Annotated in this window: 14 protein-coding genes and 1 other RNA gene; 6 read left to right on the forward strand and 9 right to left on the reverse strand. The window is 37.3% G+C overall.

The genetic code is table 11. From position 1 onward, the window contains the following. Window positions 1–46: 46 nt before the first annotated feature. From rnpB to coaD, 3 genes are all read right to left on the reverse strand, one after another. Window positions 47–424, reverse strand: an RNA gene (gene rnpB, locus ACQ7EO_RS16390) — RNase P RNA component class A. Between the two features lie 26 nt (window positions 425–450). Beyond that, window positions 451–714, reverse strand: coding sequence for a YfhL family 4Fe-4S dicluster ferredoxin (locus ACQ7EO_RS16395; RefSeq protein ID WP_004722473.1), 264 nt, complete (start codon window positions 712–714; stop codon window positions 451–453). 1 nt (window position 715) lies between these two features. Beyond that, entirely contained in the window at window positions 716–1207 is a 492-nt protein-coding gene (gene coaD / locus ACQ7EO_RS16400) for a pantetheine-phosphate adenylyltransferase (RefSeq protein WP_004722475.1), read from the reverse strand. A gap of 159 nt (window positions 1208–1366) precedes the next feature. On the opposite strand from coaD, the gene smpB reads away from it, so the two are divergent. Beyond that, the gene (gene smpB / locus ACQ7EO_RS16405) at window positions 1367–1843 is read left to right on the forward strand and encodes an SsrA-binding protein SmpB (RefSeq protein WP_004722477.1); all 477 of its coding nucleotides are present in this window, start codon (window positions 1367–1369) and stop codon (window positions 1841–1843) included. Window positions 1844–1899: 56 nt separating this feature from the next. Here the strand turns inward: smpB and ACQ7EO_RS16410 are convergent, their stop codons facing one another. The 4 genes from ACQ7EO_RS16410 to pgeF form a co-directional block, all read right to left on the reverse strand. Beyond that, window positions 1900–3234 carry a hypothetical protein gene (locus ACQ7EO_RS16410; protein WP_434278048.1) on the reverse strand — a complete coding sequence of 445 codons (1335 nt, stop codon included), beginning with the start codon at window positions 3232–3234 and terminating at the stop codon, window positions 1900–1902. A gap of 341 nt (window positions 3235–3575) precedes the next feature. Next, on the reverse strand, window positions 3576–4895 hold the full coding sequence (locus tag ACQ7EO_RS16415; protein ID WP_434278049.1) for a hypothetical protein: 1320 nt from the start codon (window positions 4893–4895) through the stop codon (window positions 3576–3578). A gap of 439 nt (window positions 4896–5334) precedes the next feature. Further along, on the reverse strand, window positions 5335–5889 hold the full coding sequence (locus ACQ7EO_RS16420) for a flavodoxin family protein (RefSeq protein WP_034617506.1): 555 nt from the start codon (window positions 5887–5889) through the stop codon (window positions 5335–5337). 126 nt (window positions 5890–6015) lie between these two features. After that, window positions 6016–6759, reverse strand: coding sequence for a peptidoglycan editing factor PgeF (gene pgeF, locus ACQ7EO_RS16425; protein WP_434278051.1), 744 nt, complete (start codon window positions 6757–6759; stop codon window positions 6016–6018). Window positions 6760–6921: 162 nt separating this feature from the next. On the opposite strand from pgeF, the gene ACQ7EO_RS16430 reads away from it, so the two are divergent. Both ACQ7EO_RS16430 and ACQ7EO_RS16435 read left to right on the forward strand, forming a co-directional pair. Further along, the gene (locus tag ACQ7EO_RS16430; protein WP_434278052.1) at window positions 6922–7728 is read left to right on the forward strand and encodes a DUF4882 family protein; all 807 of its coding nucleotides are present in this window, start codon (window positions 6922–6924) and stop codon (window positions 7726–7728) included. An 81-nt stretch (window positions 7729–7809) separates the two neighbouring features. Then, the gene (locus ACQ7EO_RS16435; RefSeq protein WP_434278053.1) at window positions 7810–8580 is read left to right on the forward strand and encodes a DUF4882 family protein; all 771 of its coding nucleotides are present in this window, start codon (window positions 7810–7812) and stop codon (window positions 8578–8580) included. Between the two features lie 49 nt (window positions 8581–8629). Here the strand turns inward: ACQ7EO_RS16435 and rluD are convergent, their stop codons facing one another. Further along, entirely contained in the window at window positions 8630–9682 is a 1053-nt protein-coding gene (gene rluD / locus ACQ7EO_RS16440) for a 23S rRNA pseudouridine(1911/1915/1917) synthase RluD (RefSeq protein ID WP_434278054.1), read from the reverse strand. Window positions 9683–9753: 71 nt separating this feature from the next. Between rluD and ACQ7EO_RS16445 the strand changes: the two genes are divergently transcribed. Both ACQ7EO_RS16445 and ACQ7EO_RS16450 read left to right on the forward strand, forming a co-directional pair. Continuing rightward, on the forward strand, window positions 9754–10776 hold the full coding sequence (locus ACQ7EO_RS16445) for an outer membrane protein assembly factor BamD (protein WP_004819623.1): 1023 nt from the start codon (window positions 9754–9756) through the stop codon (window positions 10774–10776). 118 nt (window positions 10777–10894) lie between these two features. Further along, on the forward strand, window positions 10895–12802 hold the full coding sequence (locus ACQ7EO_RS16450) for a DNA primase (protein ID WP_270382753.1): 1908 nt from the start codon (window positions 10895–10897) through the stop codon (window positions 12800–12802). 424 nt (window positions 12803–13226) lie between these two features. Here the strand turns inward: ACQ7EO_RS16450 and hemA are convergent, their stop codons facing one another. Then, complete coding sequence (gene hemA / locus ACQ7EO_RS16455) at window positions 13227–14513, reverse strand: glutamyl-tRNA reductase (protein WP_314339442.1); 1287 nt, start codon at window positions 14511–14513, stop codon at window positions 13227–13229. A gap of 107 nt (window positions 14514–14620) precedes the next feature. On the opposite strand from hemA, the gene ACQ7EO_RS16460 reads away from it, so the two are divergent. Beyond that, a complete protein-coding gene (locus ACQ7EO_RS16460; RefSeq protein ID WP_004819617.1) occupies window positions 14621–16303 on the forward strand; it encodes a tetratricopeptide repeat protein in 1683 nt (560 codons plus the stop codon). The last annotated feature ends 8 nt before the right edge of the window (window positions 16304–16311 follow it).

Consider the following 16311-nt stretch of genomic DNA (forward strand, 5'->3'; position numbering starts at 1 on the left):
ATCTGCTGTAAACAATGTTACGTCAAGCACTAATTAAAATAAAATTCATCGAAGTGAGCCGATAAGCCGGGTTCTGTCTAGAACGATCATTCCTCTAGGCGTATGATCACTCATACGCTCAAGCGACCTACCCGGATCCAGCATGGGCCATGCCTATAGGATCCCTATTTGGTCTTGCTTCCGGTGGGGTTTACCATGCCATGAACTGTTACCAGCCATGCGGTGCGCTCTTACCGCACCCTTTCACCCTTACCTTCCATTTCTCCGAAAAGAAACGTTATTGAAGGCGGTCTACTCTCTGCTGCACTTTCCGTCGGTTCACACCGCCCAGGCGTTACCTGGCACCTTGCCCTATGAAGCCCGGACTTTCCTCCCCTGCTTCAATCACGGAGATCTCCACAGCAGCGATCGTCTGGCTCACTTCGGGGCGTATCCTAACAAATTTCTCGGCTAATTGCTTGCGCTTTTTTGAGCAATTAGTTTTTTATACTTTTCCATCAAGTCGTCTTGGCTCTCTACATGGTTCGGATCGAGCGGAATACAGTCGACTGGACAGAAAAGCGCACACTGTGGCTGATCAAAATGCCCGACGCATTCTGTACATAGGTTAGGATGGATTTCATAAATCTCCTCCCCCATAAAAATGGCATCATTTGGACATACAGGCTCGCATACATCACAATTGATACATTCATCAGTGATAATTAAAGACACGCTACCAACCTTGTTGATGTTTACGATGGAAGGCTTCGACAACGCATTGAGGAACAAACTTTGCCACATCGCCTTTCAATCGTGCTATTTCTCGAACCATCGTCGAAGAAATAAATGAAAATTGCTCTGATGGTGTTAAAAATACTGTTTCAAAATCATGATCAAGCTGACGATTCATATTCGCAAGCTGAAATTCATATTCAAAATCTGAAACAGCTCTTAAGCCACGTAACACTGCTGTAGCATGTTGTTCACGTGCAAAATTTACCAATAACCCATCAAAACCGACAAACTCAACATTGGGTAAATGTTTGAGTGATATCTTTGCTAACTCTACACGTTCTTCCAAACTAAAGACTGGATTTTTATGATGCCCAATTGCAATTGCGACCACAACTTCATCAAACATTCGTGAAGCACGTGCGACTAAATCAACATGGCCATTGGTAATTGGATCAAAAGTTCCTGGATAGATGACACGAGTTTTAGACATCCATTTGTACTCTAGTTTGTTATGTAGGGCTATAGTTTAACAAAAACTTAAATATTAGCGAATAACCTCTTTTGATTTAGCTTTGGCTTTAATTGTGAAATGACTTCACCTGAAGCCAAGTTTGAGGCAAAATAAGGCTATTCTTGGAATATTTGTATTATGTCGAAAAACATTGTCGTTAAAAAAAATAATAGTGGGACGATTGCACAAAATAAACGTGCACGCCACGATTATTTTATTGAAGAAAAATTTGAAGCTGGGCTTTCTTTACAAGGTTGGGAAGTCAAGTCATTACGTGCTGGGCGGATGACCATTACTGAAAGCTATATTACCTTTAAAAATAATGAAGCATTTCTCTTCGGTGCTCAAATTCAACCTTTACTTTCAGCATCTACGCACGTAGTCCCTGAAGCGACACGTACCCGTAAACTGTTGCTCTCGCGCCGTGAGCTTGAAAAGCTACTGGGTGCTGTCAATCAAAAAGGTTATACCTGCGTACCTTTGGCGTGTTACTGGAAAGGTCATTTGGCTAAACTTGAGATTGCTTTGGTAAAAGGTAAGCAGTTACATGACAAACGTGCCACTGAAAAAGATCGCGACTGGCAACGTGATAAATCACGAATCATGCATAAATAATCTGTTTGATATACGAAAAACCTCCGAAATGGAGGTTTTTTCTTTTAAACATCTTTTTAACAGAATTTTAACGAACCATAGCAGTTGGGAGCAAAGTCCTGATTTTTAAGTTGTAGATCTTTTAACGGAAAGTTTACTGATGTATTCGGTAAGTTGACATTTCCAATACCCAAATAACCACCTAAACACCCACCCAATCCACTACATGGAATCGGATTTGAGGTTAAGTAATTACTAATCGGATCTACCACTTGTTTAAGTACATCATTGGTAATAATAATTTTTTGACTAGGTGTAACATCTCCAATATCAATAGAATCTTCAAATGCCATCCACCAGCCTCTTTGCGCAGCAACTTCAGCTCCTGGCCACCATACATTTTGATTTTGCAGAGATAATGAAAAAGGGTTATTTAAATTAATTTTATGAATATAACCTAAATTTTGATCAACAGACACATTCGCTTTTAACCCCGTAATATTACCATCAACCGTTTTTTGAAGCTTAAATAAGCCGGCTGTAATATTCAACGATGCTTCTAAATTACCCGAAAAATTAATTCTATTAATATTTGCATAACCATTTAAAAGTACCTTATTCATCCTATTGCCAGATATGGTTTGTCCATTAATAAAAATATCAGCCTTAGCTGAATCTAAATTTAAACTATAGTTATTTGACCTCACTCCAAGAGGAATATTCAAGCAAAGAATTACACAAATCCGAGCATTAATATTTGCATCAATAGTTTTACCTGTGTCTGAATAAGACATATTACGTGCCTGAGTATAGCCTGTGCCAGTAGTATCTTTAATTTTCATATAACCACTGAGACTATTAATTCCGTTTGGCGAACCTGTATTTTCAGTACCTGCTGTCAACATTCCCAAAACTTTTTCAGCACTTAAACGTAGACCAACCACTTCTCTTGTTGAAGCAGAATTGGGATTTTTTATGGCAAATTCTACAAATGGATTGGTTAATTTTGCACTTGAACCCACACGTCCTTCACGCGTATCAGCCAAACCTGAAAGACTCAGATTATCAATATCAATGTCGCAACCACCCGCCCCGTTTACCCCACCACAACCGAGCTGTAACTTTTTAATGTTGGCATTCAATTCAAGCTCGGCCTCAAGTCCAAGTTTATAAAAACCAACGCCTTGCCCCTGCATCTTATTGACTGAGTCATTTGGCGCAATATAACCCAAGCTCATCAGTGCCTGACCATGAACATCGGAAAGCTCAGAGTCATTCAATTGAGTTAGACTCTCCAAGTATAGAGAATTTGCAAAACAATGCATTGAGGAAAACAATCCAGCATAAATTACGACATTCTTTACGACTTTAATGATTTTCTTATCAATCATTCTATTATAGTTGATATCCATATCAGCTAATCTCATTTTATTATGAATAAAAAATATACTAAAATACAAATAAAGCAAATAGAAAAGTGAATTAAATATCTCAATACTATAACAATTATGCAAACCAAGATTACTTTCTCAATGATTCTAAAGACTTTTTATTGATATTTACTTATGTAACTAATTTTAATTATTATATATTTATACTTAATAGTCATACAATCTACTTTTCAGCACATCATGTGGTTTACAAGTCACCTAAGAGGTTATTGTCAGTGGTCATGATTGGTAAAGCGATAAAACTCAATCTTGTATAAGCAATAAAAAACCTCCAGACGGAGGCTTCCTTTAGTCTTAAAGGTCTAACAGAATTTTAGATTGCCATAGCAGTTAGGTGCAAAGCCTTGAGTTGCTAAGGGTAAATCCTTAATTGGGAAATACAGTGGTTTTGCCGATGATAAATTAACTTCACCAATATTCAGACCAAGAGCTATACATCCAATTGCTAACTGACAGGTCGGTGGGTTATTTGTTAAATAATTGTTAATACTGGGTACAACTTGTTTAAGAATATCATTGGTTACATCAATCTGATTTTTTGGTATAACTTTACCAATATCAATTTCATCTTCTATGGCTAACCACCATCCACGATTCGCAGCGTATTCAGCACCAGGCCAGTGAACTTGAGTCGACTGTAGTGATAAAGAAAATGGATTGTTTAAAGGGAATTTATGAATATATCCAAGATCTTGTTCAATATCTAAGTCAGCCCTTAAGCCTGATATATAGCCATTTGAATTAATACTCAAAGGAATCAATGAAACGAATGGTAGATTTACTCTTGCAGTAATGTTTCCACCAAAGTTTAAATTATCGATCAATGCAGTGCCTGTGAGTTTTGCAGAAGTTAAACGTGTACCTGCTAACGTTGTACCATTGATCAATAAATTAGCTTTAGTTGATTGCAACTGTAAATTATAGTTATTTGTAGTAAAAGTTGGTGCAACAAAACCTATTATAATTCGGCCACTCATAGCCATTCCTGTATCATTAAATCTCATCGCCCTTGGAGCTGTGAATCCCGTTCCTGTGGTCGCCTTAATTTTAATTGCCCCACTTAAACTATTTATCCCATTGGGAAGATCAGAGTTCTCTATTCCTGTAGTTAATAAGCCTAAAACTTTTTCAGCACTTAAACGTAGACCAACCACTTCTCGTGTTGACGCAGAATTGGGATTTTTTATCGCAAATTCTACAAAGGGATTGGTTAATTTTGCACTTGAACCTACACGTCCTTCGCGGGTATCTGCTATACCCGAAAGACTCAGATTATCAATATCAATGTCGCAACCGCCTGCCCCGTTTACCCCACCACAACCCAGTTGTATTTTTTTAATATTGGCATTTAGGTCAAGCTCAGCTTCCAGTCCAAGTTTATAGAAACCGACATCCTGTCCTTGCATGTTATTGATTGAGTCATTTGGGGCGATATAACTCAAGCTCATCAGTGCCTGACCACTCACATCCGAAAGTTCAGCATTATTTAATTGAATTAAACTCTCAGAATGTAGAGTGCTTGCAAAACTATGGATTGAAGAAAACAATCCTGTACAAATGAAAACTAGCTTTGCAATTTTAACAATTTTCTTATCAATTGCTCGGTTTTTTTTGATATCCATACCATCTTCTCAGATCTTATTATGGATAAAAAATATACTAAGTGTTAAATAAAGAAAACATCACTTCGTCGTAAACATTTATATTTTATAATTTTTATATGATTCAACATCACTCTCATAATGATTCTAAAGGATTTTTTACTTATATTACTTTATGTAACTAATTTTAACAATTGTATATTTATACTTAATAATACCATAATAATCCGTCCAAAACAGAACATAAGCCACCAGTGCATAATACCTTTCCATGAATGCAAAAAATAATCATATTGATTGAATTATATTGGTATTTAAAGTTGCTTCTCCCGTTGGGAGAAGCCTAGGATGTGGGGCTTTTATATTGATCTATAGTTTAAAAATGGCTTATCAAAAAAGCCTATTATAAAATTTTTTATTTATTCTATTTTCCATTCTTTTATCGAATACCAATGAACAACTACGGCGTAATTTTATTTATGAGTAACGCAATATACTCTCCAAACCATGTTGCGGTTTGCAAGTCACCAGAAGGCGGTGTAATTTCAACTGGTGCATTATCTGATTGTGTCATTAACCCTAAATAACCCGCCATACGGTTTAAATCTGTGGGTTTAACACCTGTAGGCATTAAAGGGAGTCCAGACCATAACATGCCATGTTGCATTGCAAAGATATTAATCTGTTGCAGTACAGATAACTTATCTCCACTTAAACCACCAGAGTTGGTAAATGCAGCAGCAAGTTTGCCCTGCCAATCACGATTTTTCCAACGTTTAGATGTAGAGTCCATAAACATTTTAAATGGACCTGTAACACTTCCCATATAGGTCGGTGAGCCAAAAATTATGGCATTCGCTTGATCTAAAATATCCCAATCAATATGCTCAATATCCATTTGATGAACAGTTACACCGATCTTCTCTGCACCTTGTGCAATATAATTCGCAACTTTTGCAGTATGACCAAATGGACTGTGGTAAACGATCGCGATAGATTTAGCAGATAAAGACATATCAATTGAAAACAAACAAATTTGGTCAAGTTTAACATCAATTCATTTTTAAACAATTCTTGTAATGTTCAGAAAACCTATGACATAACGCTTAAAACAACGATAAATCTATTTAAAAATAAAGATTTAATTCCGAATAAATACAAAAGTAGCCATACGCCCTGTTTTTGCATGGCGACGATAAGAATAGAAATCCTGATCTTGACGATAAGAACACTGATCTCCTCCTGTAACCACATTCACCCCATGTTGTTTAAGAATATAACGCGCAATCGCATACAAATCCGCATAGTGCTTACCTGCTTGCTCACCCTCTATAAATGCAGTGTCTAGTTCAGCATATTTAGAACAAAAAGCAGCTTTGACTTCTGCGCCAATTTCAAAACAAGGCTGGCTGATTGCTGCACCCAACCAAGCCCAAGTAGGTGGAGACTTCATATTGGCAATGGTATTTTCAATTATTCCCCCTGCTAAACCGCGCCAACCTGCATGTAGGTTCGCAACCTCAGTGCCTGCGGCATTGCCTAATACAACGGGTAAACAATCAGCGGTCATCATCATCAAAGCATGCCCCTGAGTCTGTGTGACCAAACCATCCCCCTCCAATGCGCTAAAAGTCATTTCTTCATTGATGGTATGACATATTGTGCTGTGGGTTTGCGTCATCCATGTGATTTTACTAACACCTAATTTTGCGAATTCATCCAATAAAATCATACGGTGTTGTTGTACCCGTTGAGGATCGTCATTTACATGCAATGCCAAATTAAAACCTTCAAGCTCAGGCTGTACAGATGGCAAAGCCTTTGGGTGATGTATATGTGTCTGGCCTGCATATACACCTTGAGGTAATCCTTGAACAAATTGCATGTGACGCTCATTGAAATATTTTTATTAAACTTATCATAAGCTGATTAACAAAGCTTTTGAAAATCCATTTTTTGATTGAGTAAATTTTATACAAAAAACCAACAATTGTTAATTTATTCTAATATTATATTTAAAAAAAATTAAAACACACGGAGCGTGGATATGAAAAAAATTACATTGGCTATTGTTACTTCGTTTTTAGGCATAACTAATGCTTATTCAGCAGTTTGTGAGTATAAATTTGATGCAACTTCTGAACAAGTTATTGTAGTCAATCCAGAAGAAGTTGGTTCGCCACCAGTTACTCGCTTTCCTCAGCAAAATGGGGCGAAAGTTGGTTTTAAACTAACAAATGCCCTAGTTAAATCTTTTATGGCTTTTAATTCTAAACAAACCAACGCACTTAAAGATCTAATTATTGGTAATTCATCTGTAGCGGTTGGAGACCAAATGCTTCCATCTACAGGTACTATTGCTTTTGAACTCAACTTTAAAGTTCCAAATGCATTAAAAGGAAAAGGTAAATTAATCTCTTTCCCAATTATGATTTCAGGTAAATCACAAGACAATAAACAGACAAGTATTTTTATTTTTTATATGAATAACCCAGACGAGACAAATACTACCAATTTTTTTGGAACATTTTTTAAACATGATCAATCCTCTATTACCCCTGAAAACTTTTCATCACCATTACATGTGCAAAATACACTTGATGGTTATCAAAGAATGGGAATCTATATAAATCAATCAACAAACCAAGTGGGGTTAATCTTTAATCATCAAAATTATGGCTATATCGGAACACTCCCATCAAAACTGGACAACTTATTTTTTATGATCTCTGCCGGATACGGTAATATTGCAGCATCAGATTTAAATCAGGAGGTATCAATTGAATTGGTAACAGATAAATCTAAATTTAAAAATACCTACCCAACAGGAACAAAAGATATTTGTGGCAACTAAATAATTTAGCTTAAAGTTTTATTTTTAATGAAATTTCAGAACTTAAGCAAAGTTTGATAAAAGAATAAAGAGAGAAAAACCATGAAAAAATTAAAGCTTTCTGTTTTATTGATTCTGAGTATTATCAGCACGCAAGGATTTGCACTATGCCGTTATGATTTAGAAGGTTTTTTGCCTGAACCTGCTAATCCAGCAGCACAAAAATTTCCTACAGTATCAGGTCAAAAAGTTGCTTATAAAATACTGAATGCACCCAACCAAATCACATATTCAGCAACCCATAGCAATTTCAGCTCCAGCAACAATATTGCGACAGGAACACTCCCGATAGCAAATACGGGTATTGTTGGATTTGAATTTAATATTGATACGATTTCAAATGAATTAACAGGAACTAATAATATCGGCAAAGGGATGAATTTATTAATGTTTGATCAAAACAATCAAACCATAGGTGTTATCGCCATTATGTATGGAAATAATTCAGCAATACAGAATTATAAGAAACCATTATTGATTTGGGTGATGCAAAAGAATCCTATCACAAATCAAAATGATATTACCTATGCTTATCTACAACCTTACGACGCTTCAACTACACAAAATGTAGGGGTATATATCAATCAAAATGCCAATCAAATTGGATTTATTTTAAATAAACAAAATTTAGGTTATGTGGCTACGATTAATTCAAAAATTAAGTCATTAACTTTTCAACCTCAAGCACTATTCAGTGGTTTTGAAGCCAACTCTCCATACCTAAATAAAACCATGTCATTAGAATTGGTCACGGATAAATCAAAATTTACCAATACTTTTCCTACAGGAACAAAAGATGCTTGTGGTAACTAAATCAATGTATAAAACTGCTCTCATTGAACAGTTTTATCATGTAAATCAATTAATAGGCTTTGTTTTCAGAGCGTAAAACTTCAACCAACTCAACGAAATCATCTGACCATGGTGCTTCAAACATCATTTCTTCTTGTGTACGTGGGTGAACTAGGCCTAATTTAGAGGCATGTAAAGCTTGGCGTTTAAAGTTACGCAATGCACTGCTCAGTTTTTCAGAAGCACCTGCTGGAACTTTAACTCGGCTAACATAGACTGGATCACCCACCAATGGATAACCAATATAGGTGAAATGAATCCGGATTTGATGAGTACGCCCTGTTTCAAGTTGCGCTTGTACACGGGTGAAATGTTGAAAACGTTCTTTAACATTGTAATGCGTCACCGCATCACGACCACCCGGTAAAATAGCCATTTTTACACGATCTACAGGATGACGTTTAATCGGCTCATCAATCGTTCCCCCCGCAATAATATGACCATAACAAATCAAGTCATATACACGGTAAACTGCTTTTTTAGCCAATTGTTTACTTAAAGAAAATTGCGCTTCCAAATTTTTAGCAACAACCAATAAACCGCTGGTGTCTTTATCAATACGATGCACTAAACCTGCACGAGTTAATTCGGCAGATTTTGGGTAATGATAAAGCAAGGCGTTCACCAAAGTACCATTTGGATTACCCGCACCAGGATGAACAACCATACCGACAGGTTTATTGATGACCATAATATCGTCATCTTCATAAACAATGTTTAAAGGGATATTTTCAGGTTGTGCAGACGTTTGTGCTTCCAATTCAACATCTAAACATAGAAGTTCATTGCCTTCGCATTTATACTTAGGCTTGACAATGTTACCATTTACCAACAAATGACCTTCTTTCATCCACTGCTTGAGTTTTTCACGAGAAAACTCGTTCCAAACCAGTGCTGCGACTTGGTCAATACGTTGCCCTAAATAGCTTTCATCCAGTTGAAATTGCAACGATAAACGTGTTGCAGTCGGCGCAGAATTATGATTATCTGCATCCTCAGAATCTTCAAGTAAATTGAAATCATTTTCTGGGAAATTAGAATTAGAAGAGTGTGCTGAAGTCATTTGCTCATTCGGACAAAAGTGGTTTAATAGCGCAATTGTAGCCTATTGCCCGTATAAACAGAGGAATTTTTATGTCGCTACCACGTTATAAAGTCACAATGCTTGCTTTAACTGTAGGCTTAGCAACTGCATTTGTCGGCTGTAGCAGCAATCCGAAGAAGGATGTTGTTGATACAGGCCCGAAATCAAATGAGCAGACTTATTACAATAATGCGATAAAATCATTAGACCGTGGGCAATATGGCGATGCTGCAAAAGCGTTAGAAGCAATGGATACTTATTTCCCGACTGGGCAATATGCACAACAAGCTCAGCTTGAATTGCTTTACACAAAATTTAAGCAAAAAGATTATGAAGGCACAATTGCACTGGCAGATCGTTTTATTCGTTTAAATCCTCAACATCCGAATTTAGATTATGCTTACTATGTCCGCGGCGTAGCCAATATGGAGCAAAATTATGACAGTTTGCTTCGCTATACCTCATTAAAACAAGCACATCGTGATGTAGGTTATTTAAAAATTGCCTATCAAAATTTTGTCGACTTAATTCGTCGCTATCCTTCAAGTCAATATTCAGTTGATGCTGCACAACGAATGAAATACATCGGCCAAGAACTGGCTGAAAGTGAAATGAATACTGCACGTTTCAATATTAAACGTAAAGCGTATTTGGCTGCAATTGAACGTTCGCAATGGGTGATTGAACACTATCCTCAAACGCCTCAAGTTCCTGAAGCCTTAGCAACAATGGCATATGGTTATGACAAGTTGGGCGATAAAGAAACATCACAACAGTACATTGGCGTGCTTAAGCAAAACTATCCGAACCTTGTTAAATCCAATGGCGAAGTGAATATCCGCGCAGCACGCAAAGAAGCGAGCTGGTGGAACCGTGCAACATTAGGTATATTAGGTCGTGGTGATAAAGCAGAAGTATCACAAGAAGCGAGTTCTGAAACGTCTGATCAAGCAGAACAAAAATCAAGCTTGTTAAATAAAGTGAGTTTTGGCTTACTTGATCGTCCAAATCGTGAAGTGTCTAAAGAGCCAGCACGTGCAGATGAAAGTTTGTATGATGGACAACGTAAATAAATATTGATTGCGACAAATCAAGACGGGTTTTTACCCGTCTTTTTTATTCATAGATATTTTTAGACTCAAAACTACGTTAAACTTTAAATTGGTTTAAACGATACATGACATTAAATTTATGGCTATTCCTCAGCACACGATAGATCAAATTTTGGATCGCACAGATATTGTCGATCTGATTGGTCAACGTGTGAAATTGAAAAAAACTGGTCGCACCTATTCAGGCTGTTGCCCTTTTCATCAGGAAAAGTCACCTTCTTTTCATGTTTACCGTGATAAACAGTATTATCACTGCTTTGGCTGTCAGGCAAATGGCAATGCCATTCGCTTCTTAATGGATATTGATAATCGAAATTTTGTCGATGTCATGAAAGAACTCTCCAGCCATGCAGGTGTCGAACTTCCCAAAGACAATCATGACAATAAAAAACTGTCGTATAAACGTGAAGTATCCAAACCTAAGCCAGCAGTGAAGGCTGTAGAAAATAAAGTAGTCGATTCTAAACCCGCTGAGCAAAAAACAGATTCTGTTCAGCCACTAGAAATTGACCCTTTTGAAGCCTTTAGCCAATATCCTGATCCTGAGCATTTCGATCCAACCCAGTTTGACTCAGTAGGTTTTGATCAGCTCCCTCAAGATGGCAACCTTTATGATCTGTTAGAAAATATTGCGCAATTTTATGAACGCCAATTACCAAACAGTAAAGTGGCGCAGAATTATTTTAAACATCGTGGTTTAAGCGCCGAAACAATCCAATATTGGCGCTTAGGCTATGCACCAGAAGATTGGCAACATTTAGAAAAAGCTTTCCCACAAGATATTGAAGGTTTAAAACTACTGGGTCTGATTCGTACCAGTGATAGTGGTCGTGACTTCGATTTGTTGCGTGATCGGGTGATTTTCCCGATTCGAGACAACAAAGGTCGTGTTGTAGGTTTCGGTGGTCGCGCATTGAATGACGAAATCAAACCGAAATATATTAACTCACCTGATTCTGAAGTCTTCCATAAAAACCAACTGCTTTACGGCTTGTATGAAGGTCGGAAAGATCGTGCGCAAAATTGGCTCATGGTTGAAGGCTATATGGATGTGATCGCCTTACAACAGAATGGGATTTCTGGTGCGACAGCAACATTAGGTACGGCCAGCAATGCAGATCATTTAACTATTTTATTTAAGCAGAACAATCAAATCACGATTGCGTTTGATGGTGATGCCGCTGGACAAAAAGCAGCACGTCGAACCTTAGAAATTGCCTTACCTTTATTGAACGATGGTCGTGAACTTAAATTCTTTGTTCTCCCCAAAGAACATGACCCAGATTCGTTGATTCGTAAGGAGGGTTTTGAAACGTTTCAACGGATATGGCAACAATCCCCTTTATTATCGGATTTTGTCTTTGCTTTATTGAGTCAAAACTATGATGTTGCTACACCTGAAGGTAAAAGTCAGGTGATGGCTGAACTCAATCAACTGACTGAGTTACTGCCTAAACAAGGTTCTTACCGCTATTTATTAAGACAATTTTTTAAAGAAAAGTTAGGTTTTAATCGAAAATGGCAGCCTCAAGTCAGCTTAGATGCCTCATTGTCTTTTAATATTCGCACCAAAGATGAAGACTTTGCTGTGGCGATTTTGATGCAACATCCGTTTTTATATATTCACTTTGAAGTATTACGTGCATTGATTCAACCAGATGAGTTATTGGCGCAAATCTTAGCGGTATTTGACCGTGTCTTTGATGATCTACCAGATGATCAGGAACTTGCAACCTATTATATTTTAGGTGCATGTGGTGCTTATCATTTGGAACTCTCTGAAATCATACAACGTACCAATATTCAGGCTTTGGCTGAAGCGCCTGAAATGGCAGATAAATTGGCTTCAGATTACTCTTTGGCCTTGCAAGAGAAATATTTAAAATTAAAGCTTAAAGCACCAACCTCATTGAGTGAATCACGTAATTTACGTAAACAACTCAATGAACTGACTAAACAAATTAGTTTAAAGTTGGTACATCATTAATTTTGCTTAAACGCCTCATTAAGCTTATCAAGTATTTTGTAATACAAAAAATTCATATGGCTATTGGCCTCTTCCATTGAGGAATCATAAGGCTTATATAGGTTTATAATTATATGTTTTTGAAAGTTTTCATCACAAAAAAACGCGTTGGTAGGGTAATTAGAATCTGAGTGTGCATTTATACTCTCGACCATAAGTGGATCAAATATCCGCCCTGAATAATCTAGATAAAAGCAATATAGTTTAGGTTTTTTGGGGTTCTTATAGCATCGAGCTACTGAATCAATTACCCCCATAATTCCACCCTGCGTAGAGAGGCTATGTAGATCCTTAATTGCTTGATTCTAATTTGATCGCACTAGTATATACACCAATAATAGCTGGTGAAGCAAAAACATTAAATCACATTCTTTTTAAAAAATAATCACTTCGTTTTTGGTTTTCTTTCTTGTTCAAAAATATCCTGAATATTTTCTTTCATCCATTCAAAATGTGAAGGATCTTCATCCTGTGCTGCTTGGCGTAGCAAAATTGAAGATGGGTGCAATAACTTTTGCGTCAAACGATGTGCAAAATCCTCAAGTACATGTTGCGTATCCTCACCTGCCTGAATACGCTCTAAGGCATGCGACAACTCCATCTGGCGTTGTTCCTCACCGTGCTCACGAAACTGTTGAATCGTCCCACCAGCATCTTTTACTTTTTGCTGTGTCACCAACTGAGTTACCAATTGATTGACCATAACCTCTGCTTCAACCGCAGCTTGACGTCGTTGTGCTAAATTTTCATCAATTACACTTTGTAGGTCATCCACACCGTATAAATACACACCATCCAAACTTTCAACTTTTGGATCTATATCACGAGGTACAGCTAAATCGACCATAAGCATTTGTTGATAACGACGTTTTTTTAAAGCGAATTTCACATCTGCATAAGCAATGACTTGATGCAAACTGCCTGTACAACTGGAAATTACATCCGCACGATAAAGCTGAGTAGTGAGTTCATCAAATGGAATAATCTCCACTTCAACACGGTGCGCTATTTCTTGTGCTAATTTCTCTGCCCGTTCACGGCTTCGATTACAAATCAGGATTTTTGCAACGCCCATTTCAGCCAAGTGTTTTGCCACCAAGCTGTTCATTTCACCTGCGGCAACCACCATGACTGTAAGCTGTTCAGGCTTACTAAACACTTGCAATGCGAGTTGAGCAACAGCATATCCCATCGAGACAGCATGACTGCCGACTGCAGTTTCAGAACGTACGCGTTTGGCTGCATAAAAAGCATATTCAAATATTTGATTCAGATTTTGCGAGACGATTTCAGCATCTTTTGCGATTGATAGTGCTGTTTTAACCTGCCCAAGAATTTGCGGTTCACCCAGCATCAACGAGTCTAAACCACTGGCAACCCGCATTAAGTGCGAAACTGCATCGGTATTTTCATAACGATATACATGATTTGACAATTGCTTTACATCAATACCATTGGTTTGGGCGAGCCAATTTAATACCATATCGGCATTTTCAGCCATGGCATAGACTTCAGTGCGGTTACATGTTGACACCACCACCATATCATTCAAATTTTGGCGAAGGCTTTCTACGGCAAATAAATCTTTTAATCGTTCTGGATTAAAAGCGATTTGCTCACGTAGCTCAACAGAAGCAGTTTGATGGTTGACACCCAATGCAAAGAAAGACATATCAGATCATCATTTCGCTAAATTTGTGCTATTGTGCAATAACGGTGTCATAAAAAGCATACTTGGATTCGGAAAAATTGCGTCAAATAAACAACCGCTTAAGCGGCATGACAATTAAGCAATATTCTACCACATTCTTACTGGTTGGTAGCATGGCTTCTAGTGCTCATATTAGAGCATCTGGAGAATTTTATCATGCTAAATATAATACTAATGCATTAAAACAAAGTATTATTGCTGAATTTTCATTGGCTTATAATGATACTGCAACTGCTTTACACAATTATACTGTGCTCGCAATTCGTAGTAATTCAACCACCATTAAACAACGTGCCTTGAATGTTGCAATTGAACAAAACGATTTAAAAGCAGCTTTAGACATTGCCACCCATTGGGTTGTACAAGAACCTGAGGATGTTCCTGCAAAATTTTATTTGGCGCATATCGCGCTCAAATCACATGAATATGAGCTTGCAGCGGAGACTCTGGACAGTATTCTCAATATTGACCCCAACGCTGATTTAGAAAAGATTTTAGAAGGAATTGCACCAGAATCAGAAGTAGATCGTCAAAATCTGCTCAATACGCTGAGAGCAAGTAAAGAAAAAAACAACCCTTCTGTTTTAATTCTAATAGCCGGTTTGGAAGCGCAAAACGATGAAATCGAGCAAGCCTTAAAAACCGTCAATAAGGCGTTAAAAAAACGTTCAAAAGTGACTGGCTTTATTCTGATGAAAGCCAATTTATTAGAGGCTTTGGGTGACCAAGAAGCGACTTTAAATTGGTATGATCGAAGCAGTCGTAAAAACAAGTACAACTATGATATCCGTCTGGCAGAAGTCAAATATCTGATCAAGATACATCAATCTGAATTGGCCTTAAGCAAATTAGAATCGATTATTCAAGCTTGGCCAGATGCTGAAGAAGCCCTATTTATTGCAGGTTTAACTGCGATTGATTTAAAAAAGCTGGATCAAGCTGAACAGTATTTAGTGGAGTTACGCTACTCGTCACGTTATCAAAACGAAGCTTATTTTTATTTGGCAGTAAATGCTGAACGAAAGCAAAATGATGAAACGGCAAAAGCCTATTATCGTCTGGTTGATGGAAACTTATATACAGTTTCACGCCGTAATCTGGTCTCGATTTTTGAAAGACAAGACAAGATGAATGATGCTTTGCGGTTTTTAACCCAAGAACGTGTCAATTATCCACAACATGCAAGTTTCTTATATCAGGCTCAAGCCGAGATTTTAAAACGCATGGGCAATAAAAAAGCAGCGCTGAGATTACTCACTGAAGCAGTCAAGAACTTGCCTGATGATCCTGAAATTCTCTATTCAGAAATATTGCTTCTTGATCCATTTGAGGATCGTGATTTACTTGATAAAGCATTGAAACAACTCTTAACTTTAGAGCCAAATAATCCTGCTTATTTAAATGCTTATGCCTATACGCTTGCACTACAAAATAGACGTCTAGATGAAGCGCGAAAGTATGCTGAACATGCCTTAGATTCTGCGCCAGATCAGGCCTCGATTTTAGATACGCTGGGATATATCACATTCTTGCAAAATGATTTTGATGCCGCCTCGAACATTTTATCGAAAGCTTATAATTTGAGTCATAGTGTAAACATTGGTATTCGATATGCAAAATCTTTGTATATGCAAGGTGCCTTAGCTCAATTTAATGAAGTGTTACAACAACTCAAACAAAATCATCCAAATGATCCTCAATTAAATCAATTAGATTCATTAATATTACCGCAACATATTAAAAAGAGTTAATGACTTGT

The sequence above is a fragment of the Acinetobacter sp. CE-15 genome, from assembly GCF_051059255.1.
Classification (GTDB): domain Bacteria; phylum Pseudomonadota; class Gammaproteobacteria; order Pseudomonadales; family Moraxellaceae; genus Acinetobacter; species Acinetobacter guillouiae.

Coding starts and splice junctions, on each gene's coding strand:
- coaD (WP_004722475.1), bottom strand. CDS start 1,207: ATGTCTAAAACTCGTGTCATCTATCCAGGAACTTTTGATCCAATTACC.
- ACQ7EO_RS16445 (WP_004819623.1), top strand. CDS start 9,754: ATGTCGCTACCACGTTATAAAGTCACAATGCTTGCTTTAACTGTAGGC.
- smpB (WP_004722477.1), top strand. CDS start 1,367: ATGTCGAAAAACATTGTCGTTAAAAAAAATAATAGTGGGACGATTGCA.
- ACQ7EO_RS16420 (WP_034617506.1), bottom strand. CDS start 5,889: ATGTCTTTATCTGCTAAATCTATCGCGATCGTTTACCACAGTCCATTT.
- ACQ7EO_RS16435 (WP_434278053.1), top strand. CDS start 7,810: ATGAAAAAATTAAAGCTTTCTGTTTTATTGATTCTGAGTATTATCAGC.
- ACQ7EO_RS16415 (WP_434278049.1), bottom strand. CDS start 4,895: ATGGATATCAAAAAAAACCGAGCAATTGATAAGAAAATTGTTAAAATT.
- ACQ7EO_RS16410 (WP_434278048.1), bottom strand. CDS start 3,234: ATGGATATCAACTATAATAGAATGATTGATAAGAAAATCATTAAAGTC.
- pgeF (WP_434278051.1), bottom strand. CDS start 6,759: ATGCAATTTGTTCAAGGATTACCTCAAGGTGTATATGCAGGCCAGACA.
- ACQ7EO_RS16460 (WP_004819617.1), top strand. CDS start 14,621: ATGACAATTAAGCAATATTCTACCACATTCTTACTGGTTGGTAGCATG.
- ACQ7EO_RS16450 (WP_270382753.1), top strand. CDS start 10,895: ATGGCTATTCCTCAGCACACGATAGATCAAATTTTGGATCGCACAGAT.
- hemA (WP_314339442.1), bottom strand. CDS start 14,513: ATGTCTTTCTTTGCATTGGGTGTCAACCATCAAACTGCTTCTGTTGAG.
- rluD (WP_434278054.1), bottom strand. CDS start 9,682: ATGACTTCAGCACACTCTTCTAATTCTAATTTCCCAGAAAATGATTTC.
- ACQ7EO_RS16430 (WP_434278052.1), top strand. CDS start 6,922: ATGAAAAAAATTACATTGGCTATTGTTACTTCGTTTTTAGGCATAACT.